This is a genomic window from Stenotrophomonas sp. 59 (genome assembly GCF_030291095.1).
GTDB classification, from domain to species: domain Bacteria; phylum Pseudomonadota; class Gammaproteobacteria; order Xanthomonadales; family Xanthomonadaceae; genus Stenotrophomonas; species Stenotrophomonas maltophilia_Q.
In genome coordinates this window covers 3,842,118-3,862,033 of the sequence record NZ_CP127408.1, presented here as the reverse complement: position 1 = coordinate 3,862,033, position 19,916 = coordinate 3,842,118, and the positions used below count along the sequence as shown (strand labels likewise).

The window sequence follows — 19,916 nt, the reverse complement described above, 5'->3', positions numbered from 1 at the left end:
CCGGCACTACCCACCGCCTTCGGTAGCGCCGGGCCGTGCCCGGCGGCAGGTCAGGTCGGTCGATCCACGGTTTCCCACGGGAACCGCGGCAGGCTGTCCACCGCCTGTTCCAGCCGCCGCGACCAGTTCTGGTGGATATCGGCATACAGCGCCGAATCCGCCCCCAGCCGCAGCTGCTGGCCGATGCGCAGTTCACCATCGCGCAGCAGCGCCAGGTCGATCGGCAGGCCTACCGACAGATTGGAGCGAATGGTCGAATCCAGCGACACGATTGCCGTGCGCGCCGCGTCCTCCAGGCGTGTGGCCGGGCTGAGGATGCGGTCGAGGATGGGCTTGCCGTACTTGGACTCACCGATCTGCAGATAGGGCGTCTCCGGCGAAGCAGCGATGGCATTGCCGAGCGGATAGACCATGTACAGGCCCGGCCGCTCGCCGGCGATCTGGCCACCGAAGATCAGCGTGGCCTGGGTGTTGACCCCGTCATGGCCGTGCTCGCTGTGGCTGCTGTGCACCTGGCTGTCCACCAGCAGCTGGCCGACATACTCGGCAGCCTCGAACAGGTGGGTCATGTCGCGCAGGTTGGGCGTGCGTCGCTCGTCGGCGTCGCGCCCCAGGCGCGACACCAGCAGCTGGGTGGTGGCCAGGTTGCCAGCCGCCATCAGCACGTAGGCTGCCTGGCCGGGGTACTCGAACACGTGCAGCTTGCGGTGCACGCGCACATCGTCCAGCGAGGCATTGGTCCGGGTGTCGGCAGCGAAGACCAGGCCCTGGTCCACCTCGATTCCAACGCAATAGGTCATGTCGGTGCCCTATCATGTGCGTCCCGGATTGTAGGCAGGCCGCCGTGACGACGGCATGTCCACGCCCCCCAAGTGCCGTCACCTGAACCGCATGACCACCGTGCTCCTGAGCCTGGGCAGCAACGTCCAGCCCCGCCGCTACCTCCACGCCGCGGTGACGGCCCTGCGCGAGCGCTTTGGCGCACTGCAGGTGTCGCCCGCCTATCGTACCGCCGCGGTCGGCTTCGACGGCCCGGCCTTCCTCAACAACGCCGTGGCGATCGACACCGACCTGCCGCTGCAGGAACTGGACGACTGGCTGCATGCGCTGGAAGACGCGCACGGCCGCGACCGCAGCGGGCCGCGCTTTTCCGACCGGACCCTGGACATCGACGTGGTGTTCTACGGTGACCTTGTGGTGGAAGGCCCCGGCCACCTGCGCATCCCGCGCCCGGAACTGAAGCATGCCTTCGTGCTGAAGCCGCTGGCGGACATCGCACCGGGCTTCATCGACCCGGTTAGCGGGCAGGACCTGGCCACGCTGTGGCGCGCGCACACGCAGTTTGGCGAGGCGTTCGAGGTCGTGGACCTGGAATGATGGAGGTTGCCGGCCAGCGGCCGGCACTACCGGTAGTGCCGGCCGCTGGCCGGCAGCATTTCAGCTGACCGTGCGCCCGCCATCCACGCGCAATGTGTGGCCGGTGACGAAGCTGGCTTCGGCCACCAGCCAGTAAACCGCTTCGGCAATCTCCTCGACCGTACCGATCCGCGCCAAAGGCGTGCGCGCCAGCAGCGCCTCGCGGGCGAAATCGTCCTTGCCCTGTTCCGGCCACAGGATCGCGCCGGGCGCCACCGCATTGACCCGCACCTTCGGCGCCAGTTCCAGCGCCAGCGAACGGGTGGCCATTTCCAGCGCGGCCTTGGCCATGGTGTAGGCGATATGGTCGCGCATCGGGTCGGTGCCGTGCAGGTCTGTCAGGTTGACGATGCAGCCCTGCTGGCGGCGCAGGTAGGGCGCCGCCGCCTGTGACAGCAGCAATGGCGCGCGCGCATTGACGGCATACAGCTCGTCCATCGCCTCGGCGGTGACCTGGCCGAGCGGGGTGGGGAAGAAGTTGGACGCGTTGTTGACCAGCGCGTCCAGGCGGCCGAAGTGGGTGACGGCCTGTTCCACCAGGTCGGGCAGGGCGTCGGCGTCACGCAGGTCGGCCTGCAGCGCCAGCACGCTGCCCGGGCGCACGTTGTCGAAATCGAACGCGGCCTGCTGCAGCTCGGCGCTGGAGGTGTTGGCATGCAGCACCACCGACCAGCCACAGGCGTGGAACTGGCGGGCAATGGCCGCACCGATCCGGCGCGCGCTGCCGGTGATCAGGACCACGGGGTGGGTATCGCTCATCGAGGGTCCTCCAAGGCTCGGCTATCCTGTGCACCATTGTCACCGCATTCGAAGACGCCATGCAGCCCACCTTCCCCCTGCCCGAAGCCGATGCCCTGGCCCACAGCGACCAGCTGGCCGCCGCCCTGCGCGCCGAGATCCTTGCGCAGGGCGGGGCGATGCCCTTCTCGCGCTTCATGGAGCTGTGCCTGTATACCCCTGGCTGGGGTTATTACAGCGCCGGCGCCAGCAAGTTCGGTGGCAGTGGCGACTTCACCACCGCGCCCGAGCTCGGCAGCCTGTTCGCCGGCAGCGTGGCCAATGCGCTGGCACCGGTGTTCGCCCAGCTGGGTGCGCAGGCGCGGATGCTGGAACTGGGCGGCGGCACCGGTGCCTTCGCCGAGGCCGTGCTGCTGCGCCTGGCCGAACTGGACGCGCTGCCGTCGCGCTATGCCATCCTCGAACCCAGCGCCGACCTGCGCGAGCGCCAGCAGCAGCGCCTGCAGCAGAACCTGCCGGCCGAGCTGGCCGCGCGCGTGGACTGGGTCGACCGCCCGTTCGAAGAGGACTGGGAAGGCGTGGTGTTCGCCAACGAGGTGATCGACGCGCTGCCGACTCCACGCTTCCTGATCCGCGATGGCGAGGTCTACGAGGAAACCGTCGAGCTTGATGGCGAAGGCAATTTCATCCGCGGCGCGCAGCCGGCCGACATCCTGCTCAATGGCGCGGTGCGCCACATCGAGCGCTATCTGGAGAAGCCTTTCGCCGAGGGCTACCGTTCCGAAGTGCTGCCGCAGCTGCCGTACTGGCTGCAGGCGGTGGCCGGTGGCCTGCAGCGTGGTGCGATGCTGTTCGTCGACTACGGCTACAACCGCGGCGAGTTCTACCAGCACGATCGTGACGACGGCACCGTGCGTGCCTTCTACCGCCACCACATGCACAACGACGTGCATCGCTGGCCGGGCCTGCAGGACATCACCGCATCGGTGGATTTCACCGCGATGGCCGAGGCGGGCATGCACGGTGGTTTCGAGCTGGCCGGTTACTGCAGCCAGGCCAGTTTCCTGCTCGGCAATGGCCTGGACCAGGTGCTGCTGCTGGCCGAGGAACGCACCGATGAAGTGGGGCGTATCCAGCTGCGCGACCAGGTGAAGAAGCTGACCCTGCCGACTGAAATGGGCGAGCGCTTCCAGGCCATCGGGCTGCAGCGTGGGGTCGACTTCGAGCCGGCCTTCGAGCTGGGTGACCTGAGCTGGCGCCTGTGAGTGGTGCGTTGCCCGTGATCAAGCCGCTGAGGCGGCCGCGGCTGTGGACCGTGCTGTGGGTGCTGGCGGTGCTGCTGGTGGTCGTGGTCTGCCTGATCCCGCCGCCGCCGATTGCGTTGCCGGAGAACAGCGACAAGGGCGAGCACTTCCTCGCCTACTTCATCCTGGCCGGCAGCGCGGTGCAGTTGTTCCGCCGCGGGCGTCCGCTGCTGTGGGTGGGCGTGGGACTGGTGTTGATGGGCATTGGCATCGAATTCGCGCAGGGCGCGCTGACCAGCAACCGCACCGCCGACCCGATGGATGCGATGGCCAACACAATCGGCGTGCTGGCCGGCATGGCCACGGCCCTGACCCCGCTGCGCGACCTGCTGCTGCGCTGGCGCGGGTAACGGCGTGCCAACCAAGGTTGGCACCCACCGGTAGATCCACGCCATGCGTGGATGGAATCAGTAGATCCACGCCATGCGTGGATGAACTGCCCGAGGTGCCGACCAAGGTCGGCACCCACCAGGACAGACCTGCCGTCACTTCCCCAGCGTCACCTCATCCAGCACCCACATCGCCGGACGCGTGTCGCCGGTGAAGTTGATGCACAGGTCACCGGTGCCTTGCGTGCCCTTCGGCAGCGTGGCCTTCAGCGTTACGAAACCATCGGCATCCGGCTTGGCCGGCAACGGCACTTCCGCCAGCACCTTGCCGCTGCAGTCGCCACGACGCACCAGCATCTCGCCATGCGCGCGCTTTGCTTTCTCGAAGCGACGCTTGGGCTCGTCGTGGGCCAGCTGGAAGTAGTACGGAATACGCCCCGCACGTACTTCCACGCTGCCGATGCCGTCCAGCTGCGCCTGCGGCCAGCGCCAGCATGGCTGGAAGATGTCCACGTTGAACACCGCACGGTTGCCTTCGCGAGGGCCATCGTCTTCCAGGCGCAGTACAAGCCCCTTCGTGCCCACGCAGCTGAGCAGCTCATCGCTGCGGCGGCTGAGCAGCGACTGCGCGGTGAATGCCGCTACCGTCGGCTTCGCTGCCAGCATCTGCCCCTGGTAGAACGCCGCCGCCTGCACGTTGGCGGGCAGCGTCGCGGTCAGCGGCTGCTGGTACAGCGGCGACTGCGCGCTCACCGGGTGGCCGTCGGTGCTGTAGCGCACTTCGTAACCCAGCGGATTGGCCAGCGACACCGTCACCGTGTCGGCCGCGCGGTTGTCTGTGTAGTCCACGCCCACTTCAAACGGCGTCTGTGCATAGGCCAAGCCCCAGGCACGGTAGCGCTGCAGCTGGGAGGGCAGGCGCGCGAGGAAATCGCGGAAGTCGCGATGTTCCGGCGTGCTCCAGCCGGTCTCGGCCACGGCGGCCAGGCGTGGGAACAGGTTGTGCTGCAGGCGTGCGTAGCTGCGCGTGTGCTCGGTGAACATGTTGGCCTGCAGGCCGAGGATGTGCGCACGCTTGTCGGCGGCCAGTTCGGCCGGCACAGGTTCGAAGTTGTACAGCTTGCCGAGGTTGACCTGGGTCGGGCGGCCCGGCGGCTCGTTCGGCGAGGCGGTCTGCAGGTAATCCAGGTACAGGTAGCCGACCGGCGACATGATCACGTCATGGCCGGCGCTGGCCGCAGCCAGGCCGCCTTCGGTGCCCTGCCACGACATCACCGTGGCCTGCGGCGGCAGGCCGCCTTCGAGGATTTCATCCCAGCCGATCAGGCGCCGGTCGTGCTCCTCCAGGAACGTTTCCAGGCGCTTGATGATGTGGCTCTGCATGGCCATCTCGTTCTTGATGCCGAGCGCACGCATGCGCTGCTGCACCTGCTTCGACGCTTCCCACTGGTCCTTCACCGCCTCGTCGCCACCGACGTGCACGTACTTGGCCGGGAACAGGTCGATCACTTCTTCCAGCACGTTCTCCAGGAAGGTGACGGTGCTGTCTTCGGTGTTGAACAGGTTGGGGAACACGCCCCATTCGCTGATCGGCTTCAACGGCGTATCGATGGTGCCCAGCTCCGGATACGCAGCGATCGCAGCAGTCGCGTGGCCCGGCACATCGATTTCCGGAATCACCTGGATGTGCAGCTTCGCGGCATAGGCGATCACTTCGCGGATCTGGTCCTGGGTGTAGAAGCCGCAGTACGGATGCTCCTGGCCGCTGACCGGGTCGATGCCGCCGTCACCGGCCGGCAGGCGGCAGCTGCCCACTTCGGTCAGCTTCGGGTAGCGCTTGATCTCCATGCGCCAGCCCTGGTCGTCGGTCAGGTGCCAGTGGAAGGTGTTGAGCTTGTGCGCGGCCATCGCGTCGAGCACGCGCTTGATCTCGTCAAGGCTCTGGAAGTGACGGGCGGAATCGAGCATGAAACCGCGCCAGCTGAAGCGCGGCGCGTCCTGGATCTGCACTGCCGGCAGCACGCCGTTGCTGCCGCCGGTGGCGAGCTGGGCGAGGGTGGTCGCGCCGTAGAACAGGCCGGTTTCGTTGCCGGCCTGGATCAGCACGCCCTGCGCGCTGCTTTCCAGCGTGTAGCTTTCGCCGCTGTCGCGGAAGGTGGGCACGATCTGGAAGCGGATGCTGCCCGACGTGCCTGCCGCCTTGCCCTTGGCTGGTGCAAGGCGCGGGCCGCCGCTGCGGGCCAGCAGGTCGGCGAACTGGTTGGCGACGCGCTGCGCGGCTTCGCCTTCGGCCAGCAGCACGGTGTCGGCGCGGACGGTGATGCCGCTGCCCTGGCCGCGCTGCACGGTGGCCGGGGCCGGAATCAGCATCAGGCTGCCGGCGCGCAGCAGCGGGCCGGGTGCTTCAGCGGCAGGCGTGGGATTGGCGGCGAGTGCCGGCAGTGCTGGCAACAGGACGAGCAGGCTGCCCAGCAGCGCTGCGCTGCGCATCCGGGCGCGGGAAGGCTTGACCATCGGTACGACTCCTTGGAACGGTGCGATGAACGCTATACATGAAAAACGCCGGGCCCGGAATGACCCAGGCCCGGCGTGCGTGCACGACTCGGCGATGTTGCCGCCGCTGGATCAGTACTTGAAGCGGAAGTTGAGGTAGTACTGGCGACCGTTGCTGTAGAACGAGGTCGGGATGGCCGCGGTCTGGTAGTACTTGTAGGTCGGGTTGTTGAGGTTGAGCGCATCGAAGCTGATGCTCAGCCAGTCGGTGGCCTTGTAGCTCAGCGACGCCGACAGGGTGCCGAAGTCATCCTGGTAGTACGGGTTGGCGCCGGACAGGCCGATCAGGAACGACGAACGGCGGGTGTAGCTGACGCGTGCACCGAAGGTATCGTTCTCGAAGTAGGCACCGACGTTGTAGGTGTTCTTCGAAGTGCCCAGCAGGTTGTCGCTGCCGTCGGCCCAGGTGTGGTCGGTGCTGCCATCGGCGTAGGTGTAGTTGGCATTGACACCGAAGTACTCGCCGATCGGCTGCTCATAGGCCACTTCGATACCGCGGACCTTGCCGTCGGCATTGCGCGGGCGGGAGATGTTGTATTCCTCGAGACGGTTGGTCAGCTCGCTGAACAGCATCTCCTTCTCGGTGCTGAAGGCCACGTAGTCCTTCAGGCGCATCGAGTAGGCACCGATCGACAACATGCCGCGCGGCATGAAGTACCACTCCAGGTTGGCATCGAAGTTGGTCGACACCACCGGCTTCAGCTTCGGATTGCCGCCACCGCCGGTCCGGTTCAGGTCCGAACCGTAGGACGAGGCACCCAGTGCCGAGAAGTCCGGCAGGGTCTGGGTCTGCGAGGCGGCCACGCGCAGCACCAGGTCGTCGCGCAGGTCGTACTTGAAGTTGGCGCTCGGCAGCACGCGGTTGTGCTTGTTCTCGAAAGCTTCGCGGGTCCACGCGCCGAACAGGCTGCTCACGTCCGGCACGGTCGAGCCGGTGGCGGCGGCGTAGGTATCGATATCCTGCTTGATGTTGACGTAGCGCAGGCCGACGTTGCCGCTCCAGCGGTCGCCGCTGAAGTTGCCCTGTACGTACGCGGCGAAGTTCTTCTCGGACACCTTCCACTCGGCGCCGTAGTTGTGGCGGCCGGTCGGGCCGTCATTGCCGGACAGCCAGGTGGAGTTGTTGGTCACCGCTTCCTTCAGCGCACCCGGGGTGAAGTACCACAGGTCACGCGGGAAGCTGCCACCGATGCCGTTGGCAAAGCCGCCGGGGAAGTTGGCGGTAGCGCCGTTCTTCAGCGCATTCCAGATCGCGCCCGGGGTTGCGCCTTCCGGCGACTTGGCCTCGCGCTTGTGGTCGCCGAAGCGGGCGCCGAAATCGATCGAGTTCAGTACGCCAGCGTCGGCGAAGTACTGGTTGAAATCGAGCGTGGCCCACTTTTCCTTGTCGATCGCGGTGACCTGCTGGTTGCCCCAGGTGCCGAAGTCGGTCACGCCGCTCGGGCCGATGTTGCCACCGACGTTCCAGTCGATCGGCGAGCCGTTGCCGTGGGTTGCCCAGGTGGCGCCGCCACCACGGGCCAGGTTGACTTCGGCGATGTACTGGCGCGGCGTTTCGCCGGTGCCCTTGGTGCTGCCAGCCTGGAACTTCATGCCCAGGTTGTCGCTGATCTGCCAGTCGGCATCGAAGGTGATGTAGTTGGTCTTGGCCTTCGACTCGCGGTAGATCATGTCGTACACCGCGTAGTCACGGTCGGCCTGGCCGGCGAAGGTGGCGTTGGACAGCACGCCATCCTTGACGACGTAACCCGGATTCGGGGCCTGGCCCGGAATCAGGATCTTGTTGCCATTGGCATCTTCAACGGTACGGTCGTTGAGGATGCGGCCGCCCCACAGCATGAAGTTGCGGTTGTAGTTGTTCGCCTTCAGTTCCGAGCTGAAGCCTTCCAGGCCCAGGGTCAGGTTGTCCATCGGCTTGAACTGCAGCGACACCAGGCCGCCCTTGCGCTCGCGGGTCTGTTCGAACAGGGTCGAGCCGAGCAGGCCCGGTGCGTACACGCCGGCCAGGTCCGGGTTGGACTTGGCCACGGTGCCATTCGGATCGATCTGGAAGAAGCCGCCCGGGATTTCCTGCGCTTCGCGGCGCAGCTCGCGCTTCTGGCTGAAGGCCTGCACCATCACGCCGAAGTTGCCTTCGTCGTTCTTGTAGTTGAACAGTGCCGACAGCTGCGGGTCGTTGGACTTGGCCTGGTCCGAACGCACCATGCCGATGGAGCCTTCCGCCGTGAGCTGCTTGGAGAATTCCAGCGGCTTGCGGGTGAGGATGTTGACGGTACCGGTGGTGCCGCCGTCCTGCAGCTTGGCCTGCGAGGACTTGTTCACTTCCACCGAGCGCACCAGTTCCGACGGCAGCAACGAGTAGCTGACGCTGCGGCCGACGTTGTTGCCCTGGCTGAGCACGAACCAGTCGGCGGTGCCGACGGTGTGGCCGTTGATCAGGGTCTGGGTCAGGCTCGGGCTGGTACCGCGCAGGCTGACACGGTCGGCTTCGTCGAAGCCGCCTTCGTCGGCGCTGGACGAGCTGATGTTCACGCCCGGCAGGCGCTGCAGGGTGTCGGCGACGTTGTGCGCGGGCAGCTTGCCCACGTCTTCGGCGGTGACCACTTCCACGCGCGCATTGGCTTCACGCTTGGTGTCCAGCGATTTTTCCATCGACCCACGGATGCCGGTGACCTGCACGGTATCCAGGTCGGTGGCGGTCTGGGCGGCCTGCTGCGCATGCGCACTGAAGGCGATGCAGCTGACGATGGCGGCCGAAAGCAGGGTCTTGCGGGTGTTCATGATGTCTCTCCTCATCACTCGATTGGATGCCGGCGGCGGTGTTCGGTTACGGTTGCGAAGACATGCGCGGGGCGGCGGCGAAGTCCCGTGCGTTGGCGTGCCACGTACTGCGTGCTGCGATTGCGTTGAAGCCTGTTGCGGTGTCAGGCGGCCGACTGCTGCTGCAGGTACCAGCTGGCAGCGCCGACCACGCCTAGCTGGCCGTGTTCGACGACCTTCACCGGGATGCGTGCCAGTGCTTCGCCCATCGGCCCCTTCTGCAGGTAGCGTTCGACGAAGGTGCTGGCGTGCAGGTATTCGCGGATCTGCGGCAGGATGCCGCCGGCCAGGTAGACGCCACCATGGGCGCCATAGAACAGGGCCATGTCGCCGATGGTGCTGCCGAGCAGGCCGCAGAACACATCCAGCGCCTGGCGCGCATGCGCATCGGTATCGGCCATGGCCGCGGCGGTAACCGCATCGGGGCTGGCCAGCGTCGGCACCTGTCCCTGCAGCGCACACACCGCGCGGTACAGGTTCATCAGGCCAGGGCCGGAGATCGCATGCTCGATCGACACATGGGCGCGGTCGCGCTGCATGTGGCGGACGATGGCCATTTCCAGTTCGGTGCTCGCTGCCAGGGTCGGCTGGCCCGCTTCCGTGGGCAGCACCACCGGGCCGTGTGCGGTGGGGATCCACAGTGCGGCGCCGAGGCCGGTGCCGGGGCCGACCACCAGGGTCGGTCCGCGCGCAGCGGTCTCCGGCCCGCACAGGTGCAGCACGCCACTGGCGTCCACCTGTGCGGCGGCGTAGGCCACTGCCTCGAAATCGTTGACGATGTACACCCGCTGCAGGCCGACATCGGCTTCCACCTGGCGCGCAGACAGCGGCCACGGCAGGTTGGCGGTGATCACCGTTCCGTCCTCGCGGGCGTAGCCGGCGCTTGCGACCACGCAATGCGTGGGCCGCGGGCCTTCACCCAGGAAGTCGGACAGGATCGCGCTGAGGCCGCCGTGGTCGGCGTTGCGGTACTTGCGGTATTCCAGCACCTGCACCGGATGGGTGGCATCACCGCTGGCCTGGACCCGGGCCACGCGCACATGGGTGCCACCGACGTCGGCGGCCAGGAACGAGGGCGCGACTCGGGACAGGACATGGGCCGGGGCGGGGTGGCTGGCGGTCACGCGGGCTCCTGCTGCAGGTGGGGCCGACCCCATGTTCGGGACCGGCGATTGGGGCGGAGTCTGTAACCCCGCTGACAACGATGTCAACGAGTTCGTGACACTTTCGTTGCTGCGTCGCAACGAATGCGGCGTGCAGTAAACGTTTACATGGCGTGAGCATGGGTTTCACGCGGGAACCGTTGCTGCACGGGGCTCAAGGGCTGCGGCGCATTCAGCACGATCCGTTGCGATCGGGTTGCGCAGTGCAGCACGAGGTTCACGTGGCCGCGCAGGGAAGTTGACAAACCGCGGCTGTCCATCGAAAGAATGTGACAACGTTGTTCCCAGCCACTCTCCGACGCCGCGTTCTGCGGCCGTCGCCGCAGGAGCCCTTCCCGATGTCCGCCGTCTCCGCTGCAAGCGTGCGCCCGAACGTGGCCACCTCCATCGCCATCGTCGGCGTGCTGTTCTTCCTGATCGGCTTCTTCACCTGGCTCAACGGCCCGCTGATCACCTTCGTCAAGCTCGCCTTTGAACTCAGCGAGGTCGGCGCCTTCCTGGTGCTGATGGTGTTCTACCTGTCCTACTTCTTCCTGGCGCTGCCGTCGTCGTGGATCCTGCGCCGCACCGGCATGAAGAAGGGCCTGAGCCTGAGCCTGCTGGTGATGGCCGGTGGTGCTGCGCTGTTCGGCGAATTCGCCACCCAGCGCTGGTACCCCGGCGCGCTCGGCGGCCTGTTCGTGATCGGCAGCGGCCTGGCCCTGCTGCAGACCGCGATCAATCCCTACATCTCCATCCTCGGCCCGATCGAGACGGCGGCGCGCCGCATCGCGCTGATGGGCATCTGCAACAAGATCGCCGGCATGCTGGCACCGGTGCTGATCGGTACCGTGGTGCTGCACGGCATCGGTGACCTGTCGGCCAGCGTGGCCGCGGCCGATGAAGCGACCAAGGCGCAGCTGCTGAACGAATTCGCCGCCAAGATCCACGCCCCCTACCTGGCCATGGCCGGCCTGCTGGTGTTGCTGGCGGTGGCCGTGCTGTTCTCGCCGCTGCCGGAAATCAAGTCGTCCGAAGCCAACGCCACCCCGGCTGCGGCCGGTGCCGCCGAGCGCCGCAGCATCTTCCAGTTCCCCCACCTGTGGCTGGGCGTGCTGTGCCTGTTCGTCTACGTCGGCGTGGAGGTGATGGCCGGTGATGCCATCGGTACCTACGGCCACGGTTTCGACCTGCCGCTGGACCAGACCAAGATGTTCACCTCGCTCACCCTGGGCGCGATGCTGGTCGGTTACGTGGTCGGCCTGCTGCTGATTCCCAAGGTGGTCTCGCAGTCGCGCTACCTGACCATTTCGGCGGTGCTGGGCGTGGTGTTCTGCCTCGGCGCCTGGGCCACCCACGGCTACGTCTCGGTGGCCTTCGTGGCCCTGCTGGGCTTTGCCAACGCGATGATGTGGCCGGCGATCTTCCCGCTGGCGATCCGTGGCCTGGGCCGCTTCACCGAAACCGGCTCGGCCCTGTTGGTCATGGGCATCGCCGGCGGCGCGATCATTCCGCAGCTGTTCGCCGTGCTCAAGCAGCACATCGACTTCCAGCTGGTGTTCGTGCTGCTGATGGTGCCGTGCTACCTGTACATCCTGTTCTACTCGGTGATCGGCCATCGCGCCGGCCTGCCGCAGGACAAGGCCTGATCGGCGATGATGGACGGCAGCCAACCCCAGGGAAAACCCATGCGCAGAGCGACCATCAAGGACGTTGCGGAGAAGGCCAAGGTCTCGCTGAAAACGGTCTCGCGGGTGATCAACAACGAGCCTTCGGTGATGCAGGCCACCCGTGCGCGGGTGCTGCGTGCCATCGCCGAGCTCGACTACGAACCCGATCCGTCCGCGCGCAACCTGCGCAGCGGTACCACCTTCGTGATCGGGCTGGTCTACGACAACCCGAACCCGTACCACATCATCGGCGTGCAGAACGGCGTGCTCGCCGCCTGCCGCGAGACCGGGTTCGGGCTGCAGATCCATCCCTGCGATTCCAGCTCGCCGCTGCTGGCCGATGAACTGGCCGACTGGGTGCAGCGTTCGCGCCTGGCCGGGTTGGTGCTGACCGCGCCGATGTCCGAGCGCCGCGACCTGATCCAGGCGCTGACCGCGCGCGGCATCAAGCTGGTGCGCATCATTGCCGCCACCGAAGACCCGGCCGACGGCGCCTGCGTGTTCGTCGACGACCGCGAGGCCGCCTACGAGATCACCGAGCACCTGATCCAGCTGGGCCACCAGCGCATCGGCTTCCTCTGGGGCGGCATCTCGCACCGCTCCTCGGGCGAACGCTACGCCGGTTACGAGGCCGCGCTGAAGGACTACGGCATGACCGTGGACAAGCACTTGGTGGTGCAGGGCGATTACACCTTCGACGATGGTTTCCGCGGCGCGCGCCGACTGCTGGCGCTGCGCGAACCGCCCACCGCCATCTTCGGTTCCAACGACGAAATCGCTGCCGGCGTACTGGCAGCCGCCAAGTCGGCAGGCATGAACGTGCCTTACGACCTGTCCATCGCTGGTTTCGAGGACAGCCCGTTCTCGCGCCAGTCGTGGCCGCCGCTGACCACTGCCAAGCAGGCCACCGAAGACATCGCCCGCCACGCCGCGCGCCTGCTGATCGCGCAGCTGCGCAGCGACGCCTACGACGACGCGCCGGCGCCGCTGCACAACCAGGGCTTCGTGCCGCAGCTGGTGGTGCGCGGTTCGACCGCGCCGATGCGCCCGGCCGGCGCACGCCCCCTTCCTTCCGATCCTGCCTGAGCCTGCCATGTCGCTGTCAGACCCCACCGCCACCCTGATGTTCGCCGAGGCCGCTGAAGCGGCCGACGTGGTTGCCCGCCAGTTCTCGCGCAACCACGCCACCATGGAAACCCTGGCCGCCAGCCTGCGCGCGGCGCCGCCGCCGTTCGTGGTCACCTGCGCACGCGGCAGCTCGGATCATGCCGCCACCTACGGCAAGTACCTGCTGGAAACCCAGCTGGGCCTGGTGGTCGCGTCGGCCTCGCCGTCGGTAGGGTCGGTCTATGCCGCACCACTGCAGCTGCGTGGCGCACTGTTCATCGTCATCTCGCAGTCGGGCAAGAGCCCGGACCTGCTGCGCAACGCCGAAGCGGCCAAGGCCGCCGGTGCGCGCGTGATCGCACTGGTGAACGTCGAGGATTCGCCGCTGGCGCAGCTGGCCGACACGGTCATCCCGCTGCATGCCGGTGCCGAGAAGAGCGTTGCAGCGACCAAGAGCTACCTGGCCTCGCTGGCTGCGCTGCTGCAGCTGGCCGCGTACTGGAAGCAGGACAGCAGCCTGCGCAGCGCGCTGGACCTGCTGCCCGATGCCATGCGCGAAGCGTGGCAGTGCGACTGGAGCGCGGTGACCGAGGGCCTGGTCGAGGCTACCAACCTGTTCGTGCTCGGCCGTGGCCTGGGCCTGGGTGCGGCGCAGGAAGCGGCGCTGAAGTTCAAGGAAACCTGCAGCCTGCATGCAGAGGCCTACAGTTCGGCCGAAGTGAAGCACGGCCCGATGGCGCTGGTTGACCGTGGGTTCCCGGTGCTGGCCTTTGCCCAGCCCGATGAGACCGGCGCCGGCACCCGTGCGGTAGTGGAGGAATTCACCTCGCGTGGCGCGCAGGTGTGGCTGGCCGGTGCCGGTGGCAACCTGCCGGTGGCTGCTGCGCCGCACCCGTTGTGCGCACCGCTGCTGACCGTGCAGAGTTTCTATCGCGCGATCAACGCGCTGGCGCTGCGTCGTGGTTTCAACCCGGATCTGCCGCCGCACCTGAACAAGGTGACGGAGACCGTGTAATGGCGACCGTGCTGCGCAATGCCCGCATCCTGGTGGGCGACGACTTCCGCGATGATCTGGCGCTGGTGATCGAGAACGGGCAGATCAGCGCCCTGTTGCCCGACGCCGCGCCGCAGCTTGGCCAGGCCGATGAGCAGGTGGATCTGGGTGGCGGCTGGCTGCTGCCCGGTTTCATCGACGTGCAGGTCAATGGTGGCGGCGGCGCGCTGTTCAACAACACGCCGGACGTAGCGGCACTGCGCACCATCGCGCAGGCGCACCGCCGTTTCGGCACCACCGCGATGCTGCCGACCCTGATCAGTGATGACGTGGCAGTGATGCGCGAAGCGATCGCGGCGATGCGCGAGGCGATCACGCAGAGTGTGCCGGGCGTGATCGGCATCCACCTGGAAGGCCCGTACATCGCGCCGGCGCGCAAGGGCACGCACGATGCCAGCAAGTTCCGCGTGCCGGACGAAGAAGAAATCGCGCTGGCGGCATCGCTGGACAACGGTGTGACCGTGCTGACGCTGGCGCCGGAACGCGTGCCGCTGGAGACCATCCGTGCGCTGGTCGAGCGTGGCGTGATCGTCGCTGCCGGGCATACCGCAGGTACCTACGAAGAGATCCGTGCCGGTCTGGATGCCGGTGTGCGTGGCTTCACCCACCTGTACAACGCGATGTCGCCGCTGCAGGGCCGCGAGCCCGGTGCGGTGGGCGCTGCGCTGGAAGACCGCGACAGCTGGATCGGCATCATCGTCGATGGCGTGCACGTGCATCCGGCCAGCCTGCGCGTGGCACTGGCGGCCAAGCCGCGCGGCCGCCTGCTGCTGGTGACCGATGCAATGCCGCCGGTCGGTGCCGATGATCCCAGCTACGTGCTGTACGGCGAAACCATCACCGCCATCGACGGCGTGGTGCGCAATGCCGCCGGTTCGCTGGCGGGTTCGGCGCTGGACATGGCCACCGCGGTGCGCAACACCGTGCAGCTGCTGGGCCAGCCGCTGGCCGAAGCCGCGCGCATGGCCTCGACCTATCCTGCGCAGTTCCTCAACGTCGATGACCGCATGGGCCACATCGCCGAGGGCTACCAGGCCGACCTGGTGCTGCTGGATGACGCCCTGCAGGTGCGCGGCACCTGGATTGCCGGACAGTACGAGGCCGCCTGATGAACAGTTCGCCGCCACGCCGGCTGGGCTCGATCGATGCCCTGCGCGGCATCACCGTGGCGGCGATGCTGCTGGTCAACAACCCGGGTGACTGGAGCGCGGTGTTCGCACCGCTGCGTCATTCGGACTGGCACGGCTGCACGCCCACCGATCTGGTGTTCCCGTTCTTCCTGTTCCTGGTGGGCGTGTCGATGGCCTTCAGCGTGGCACCGCGCGCGCTGGATGCCGCTGCACGGCCGGCGCTGGCGCGCGGCGTGCTGGAGCGCGCGCTGCGCATCCTGGTGGCCGGTGCGTTGCTGCATCTGCTGATCTGGTGGGCGCTGCATACGCACCACTTCCGCATCTGGGGCGTGCTGCAACGCATCGCGGTGTGTGCGGCGCTGGTCGGTGTGCTGGCGGTGCATGCACGACCGCGCGCGCAGGTGGGCGCTCTGATCGCGCTGCTGGTGGGGTACACCGTGTTGCTGCTCGGCATCGGTGACCTGGCGCCGTGGACCAACCCGGCCAGCCGTCTGGATACCACGCTGTTCGCCCCGTGGATCTATCAATGGCATGCCGATACCGGACTCGGCCATGACCCGGAAGGATTGCTGAGTACACTGGGCGCGCTGGCCAGCACCGTGCTTGGCCTGCTGGCCGGTGGCCTGTTGCGCAACGGGCGTGCTGCCACGCTGGCCGGGCTGGGCGTGGCGACCGCCGTGCTCGGCCTGCTGCTGGCCATCGTGCTGCCGCTGAACAAGCAGCTGTGGACGCCCAGCTACGTGCTGTGGACGGGCGGTCTGGCGGCGCTGGCGCTGTGGCTGGGCCACGTGCTGATCGACCAGAAGGGCTGGCCGGCGCTGGGCCGGCGCTTCGGTGTCAATGCAATCACCGCTTACCTGGGGGCGTCGGTGATGTCGGTGGTGTTGATGGCCAGCGGTGCCTGGGGCTGGATCTGGCAGCAGTTGGCGATCGCGATGCCGCAGGCATTGGAGCTGGCGTCGATGTTGCAGGCGCTGGCGTTCGTTGCATTGTGGTGGGGCGTTGCGTGGTGGCTGGACAAGCGGAAGATCTATCTGAAGATCTGAGCCCTTCCGGGAACGGCATCCACGCATGGCGTGGATCTACTGATCCTGCACCACCGATCGATTCGCGCACGGCACCCCGTAGATCCACGCCATGCGTGGATGCTCTCCGCGGCAATCCTGAACAATTTCAGCCAGGTAGCACCCACGTGATGATTGCCTGGTTTCACATCCAGAACTCCACGACGGGCGCATAAATCCACCGGTCGAAACATCCTCGATTCCTGCTGCCCGGCCCAGGAGTGTTGTATGTCCCGTACCGTCCCCCGCGCGTTCCACCCGCGCCGCCTTGCCGTTTCCGTGCTGCAGGCCCTGACCGTCCCGTCCATCATGCTGCTGACCGCCGGCGCGGCCTGGGCTGGTTGTGACACTGTCGCTCCCGTTGCGGGCCAGACCGTCACCTGTGATGCCAACGCGCCGAACCCACAGATGGTGCCGATCACCGCCACGGGCGCGGCCGGCATCACCATCAATGTCGCCAGCGGTGCGCAGCTGCAGCAGAGCGGCGGCGCCAGTGCCATCGCCCTGGTCGGTGCCGGCGGGCACCTGCTGTCCAACCTGGGAGCGATCAGTTCGGCTGGCGGCGTGGCCGTGCAGCTCGGTGGCGGCAGCCGTGTCGACAACACCGGTAGCATCAGTACCGGCAACAACACGGCCCTGCAGTTCGTCGGTGCCGGTGACAGCGTGCTGGTCAACCGCGGCACGATCAGCGGGCGCACCGGTGTGCAGTTCGGTGCCGGCAACGATCGCCTCGAGATGCAGGCCGGCAGCATCACCGGCGGTGTGCTGCAGGGCGATGGCAACGATGTGCTGCTGCTGGTCGATGGCACGATCGACAGCGTCGACCAGGGCACGGGCGATGACCAGATGACGGTCAGCGGCGGCACCGTCACCGGCGTGGTGGCGCAGGGTAGCGGCCGCGATGATTTCATCATGACCGGCGGTACCCTCGGCGCGCTGCAGCAGGGCGACAACATCGATACCTTCCGCATGAGCGGAGGTCGCATCATCGGCGCGTTCGAGGATGGCGACCAGGCCTGGATGACCGGTGGCCGCATCGGCCGCGTCAACATGAAGCTGGACAAGAACCTGTGGGACCAGTCAGGCGGTACGGTTGAGGGCAACGTGGTAACGGCTTTCGATACCGACACCATCATCATCTCGGGCACGGCCTACATCGGCGGCAACATCAGCGTCAGCGGTGGTAGTGACAGTGTGACCATCACCGACGGCACCGTGCGCGGGCAGGTGCTGCTCAGCACCGGCAACGACACCTTCAACTGGAATGGCGGTGGCATTGTCTACGGCGCGATCGACATGGGCCCGGACAATGACGTCGCCAATCTCGGCAACCTCAACCAGGGCAACCTCGGCGCGGTACCGCTGTTCGATGGTGGCAGCGGCGTGGACCAGCTCAATCTCAACAACGTCAAAACCGCTGGCGTCGGCCGCTTCCAGAACTGGGAAACGATCAGCCTGGCCAACAGCACCGAACTGACCTTCGATGGCGATCTGGTGCTGGGCGACAGCGCATCCGGCACCGGCATGCTTACCGTGGATGACACCAGTACCGTCTATGCAGGCAGCGGTGGGCATGCCATCCGTCCGTTCAACAGCGCCGCACTGGTGGAGATGGTCAACGCCGGGCGCATCGATCTGACCGGCACCGGCGCGGGCGATGTGTTCACCGTGCGTGGCAACTATCGTGGTGACGGCGGCGGCCTGTACCTGCGCACGGTGCTGGGCGCGGACAGCTCGACCAGCGACCGGCTGGTGATCGATGGCGGCATGGCCACAGGCAGCACCGGCATCGGCATCCTCAATGCAGGCGGCGGCGGTGCGGCCACGCTGGCTGATGGCATCCTGGTGGTGCAGGCGCTGAACGGCGCGAGTACCGCGCCTGGCGCGTTCTCGTTGTTCGCACCGGTGGCGGCCGGTGCCTACGAGTACTTCCTGTTCAAGGGCGGAGTGAGTGCCGGTACCAGCGAGAACTGGTACCTGCGCTCGACCCTGGTCACTGGACCCACCCCCGCACCGAATGGAAATGGCACCGCCACGCCGCCACCGCTGACGCCGCCGGTGGCACCGCCGCCACCGATCACCCCTGCGCCGCCACCGCCGCCGGAGGGTGCCATCGACCCGGACCTGACCGCCGGCGAGACCGCACCGCCGCCGCCGCCGCCGGAACCCGCACCGGTGGCACCGCCCAGTGACCCGGTGGTGCCCGATGTGCCGGTGGCCGGTGGGGCGCTGCCCGGCACCGGCACGCCGCCGACACCCGGTGCGCGTCCGGCCGAAGGCGCAGTGGTGCCGCTGTACCGCGTGGAAACCGCTACCTATGCCGTGGTGCCTCCGTTGCTGCGCGAGACCTCGCTGGCCAGCCTCGGCACGTTCCACGAACGCCAGGGTGAGCAGCGCCTGCTGTACAACCAGGGCGCCTTCCGCACCGCTTGGGGCCGGTTGGTGGGGCAGAGCAGCGAGATCCACTGGAAGGGCGATGCACAGCCCGGCTTCGATGGCGATGTGATGGGCGTGCAGGCCGGTCTGGATGTGTGGGCCGCTGCTTCCGACAACCATCGCAACCAGATCGGCGTGTTCGTCGGCCGTACCCGCGCGCAGGGCAGGACCACCGGCCTGGCGCTGGGCTGGGAGAACGTGCAGGTGGGCCAGAACCGGCTGGACGACAAGCATGTGGGCCTGTACTGGACGCTCACCGACAGCCGCGGAGGCTACATCGACGCGGTGGCGATGCAGAGCCGCTATGACGGCCGCGTGCGTTCCTCGCGCGGGCTGGGCTTCGGCGTGAGCGGCGACGGTACCAGCGTGTCGGTGGAGGCCGGCAAGCCGCTGCTGCAGTTCGGTCAGTCTGCATGGTGGCTGGAACCGCAGGCGCAGGTGATCTGGCAACGCACGTCGCTGGACGACCGCCGCGATGTGGTCTCGACCGTGCGCTTCGACAACGACAACGCCTGGACCGGTCGCATCGGCCTGCGCCTTGCCGGCGATTATCGGCTGGCCGACAACGGCTGGCAGCCTTACTTCAAGCTCAACTACTGGCATGGCCGTTCCGGCGAAGACCGCATCCGCTTCGACGGCGACGTGATCATCAATTCGCAGCGTTCGCGCGCGCTGGAGGCCGGTGTAGGTGTGGTCGGGCGTTTCAACCGCACGATAAGCGCCTATGCGGTGGCCGACTACACCCGCGAACTGGGCGGCGACCGCAACGACAAGCGCCGCACCATCGAAGGCAACATCGGCCTGCGCGCGGACTGGTAGCGCCGGGCCATGCCCGGCGGCATGACCCGCTCTGGTGGGTGTCGACCTTGGTCGACACAGATTCCACCGGCGCCATGACCTTGCTCTGGTAGGTGCCGACCTTGGTCGGCACACATCCCCAACCGACGCCATTGACCCGCTCTTGTAGGCGTCTACCTTGGTCGACACGAACCCTACCGCCGTCATGACTCTGTAGAGCCGAGCCATGCTCGGCTGCTTCAGTCGCAGTTTCCCCAAGCCGAGCATAGGCTCGGCTCTACAGAACACTGGCGCGTGGCGAGTTCGATCCCAGCACGGCTATCCTACGGCTTCGATACATGACAAGGAGTCGTCG

At 67.1% G+C, this 19,916-nt stretch carries 14 protein-coding genes; 9 read left to right on the top strand and 5 right to left on the bottom strand.

Annotated elements, in window-relative coordinates; translation table 11 throughout:
- Positions 1-50: 50 nt before the first annotated feature.
- Positions 51-800 (bottom strand): 20S proteasome subunit A/B, encoded by a 750-nt coding sequence (locus QP552_RS17745; RefSeq protein ID WP_106550168.1) that lies wholly within the window; start codon positions 798-800, stop codon positions 51-53.
- A 91-nt stretch (positions 801-891) separates the two neighbouring features.
- On the opposite strand from QP552_RS17745, the gene folK reads away from it, so the two are divergent.
- A complete protein-coding gene (folK, locus tag QP552_RS17740) occupies positions 892-1,377 on the top strand; it encodes a 2-amino-4-hydroxy-6-hydroxymethyldihydropteridine diphosphokinase (protein ID WP_106550167.1) in 486 nt (161 codons plus the stop codon).
- A 60-nt stretch (positions 1,378-1,437) separates the two neighbouring features.
- On the opposite strand, the gene QP552_RS17735 is transcribed toward folK, so the two are convergent.
- Complete coding sequence (locus QP552_RS17735) at positions 1,438-2,175, bottom strand: pteridine reductase (RefSeq protein ID WP_008265570.1); 738 nt, start codon at positions 2,173-2,175, stop codon at positions 1,438-1,440.
- A 59-nt stretch (positions 2,176-2,234) separates the two neighbouring features.
- Between QP552_RS17735 and QP552_RS17730 the strand changes: the two genes are divergently transcribed.
- On the top strand, positions 2,235-3,419 hold the full coding sequence (locus QP552_RS17730) for an SAM-dependent methyltransferase (protein WP_286074199.1): 1,185 nt from the start codon (positions 2,235-2,237) through the stop codon (positions 3,417-3,419).
- Positions 3,416-3,808: a VanZ family protein gene (locus QP552_RS17725; RefSeq protein ID WP_286074198.1), complete on the top strand. Its 393-nt coding sequence runs from the start codon at positions 3,416-3,418 to the stop codon at positions 3,806-3,808. The genes QP552_RS17730 and QP552_RS17725 overlap by 4 nt, the downstream gene beginning before the upstream one ends.
- Before the next feature lie 135 nt (positions 3,809-3,943).
- Here QP552_RS17725 and QP552_RS17720 read toward each other — a convergent pair whose 3' ends face one another.
- The 3 genes from QP552_RS17720 to QP552_RS17710 form a co-directional block, all read right to left on the bottom strand.
- Positions 3,944-6,301: a family 20 glycosylhydrolase gene (locus tag QP552_RS17720; protein WP_286074197.1), complete on the bottom strand. Its 2,358-nt coding sequence runs from the start codon at positions 6,299-6,301 to the stop codon at positions 3,944-3,946.
- Positions 6,302-6,412: 111 nt separating this feature from the next.
- Positions 6,413-9,121, bottom strand: coding sequence for a TonB-dependent receptor (locus QP552_RS17715; RefSeq protein ID WP_010480947.1), 2,709 nt, complete (start codon positions 9,119-9,121; stop codon positions 6,413-6,415).
- A 143-nt stretch (positions 9,122-9,264) separates the two neighbouring features.
- Entirely contained in the window at positions 9,265-10,284 is a 1,020-nt protein-coding gene (locus tag QP552_RS17710) for a glucokinase family protein (RefSeq protein WP_106550163.1), read from the bottom strand.
- Between the two features lie 377 nt (positions 10,285-10,661).
- On the opposite strand from QP552_RS17710, the gene QP552_RS17705 reads away from it, so the two are divergent.
- The 6 genes from QP552_RS17705 (at position 10,662) to QP552_RS17680 (ending at position 19,582) form a co-directional block, all read left to right on the top strand.
- Positions 10,662-11,951, top strand: coding sequence for a sugar MFS transporter (locus tag QP552_RS17705; RefSeq protein ID WP_164137964.1), 1,290 nt, complete (start codon positions 10,662-10,664; stop codon positions 11,949-11,951).
- A gap of 39 nt (positions 11,952-11,990) precedes the next feature.
- Positions 11,991-13,058, top strand: coding sequence for a LacI family DNA-binding transcriptional regulator (locus tag QP552_RS17700; protein ID WP_006391719.1), 1,068 nt, complete (start codon positions 11,991-11,993; stop codon positions 13,056-13,058).
- Positions 13,059-13,065: 7 nt separating this feature from the next.
- Positions 13,066-14,094 (top strand): SIS domain-containing protein, encoded by a 1,029-nt coding sequence (locus tag QP552_RS17695; RefSeq protein WP_099551112.1) that lies wholly within the window; start codon positions 13,066-13,068, stop codon positions 14,092-14,094.
- Entirely contained in the window at positions 14,094-15,242 is a 1,149-nt protein-coding gene (gene nagA, locus QP552_RS17690; RefSeq protein ID WP_286074196.1) for an N-acetylglucosamine-6-phosphate deacetylase, read from the top strand. The genes QP552_RS17695 and nagA overlap by 1 nt, the downstream gene beginning before the upstream one ends.
- A complete protein-coding gene (locus QP552_RS17685; RefSeq protein ID WP_286074195.1) occupies positions 15,242-16,309 on the top strand; it encodes a heparan-alpha-glucosaminide N-acetyltransferase domain-containing protein in 1,068 nt (355 codons plus the stop codon). The genes nagA and QP552_RS17685 overlap by 1 nt, the downstream gene beginning before the upstream one ends.
- Before the next feature lie 246 nt (positions 16,310-16,555).
- Positions 16,556-19,582: an autotransporter outer membrane beta-barrel domain-containing protein gene (locus QP552_RS17680; protein ID WP_286074194.1), complete on the top strand. Its 3,027-nt coding sequence runs from the start codon at positions 16,556-16,558 to the stop codon at positions 19,580-19,582.
- The last annotated feature ends 334 nt before the right edge of the window (positions 19,583-19,916 follow it).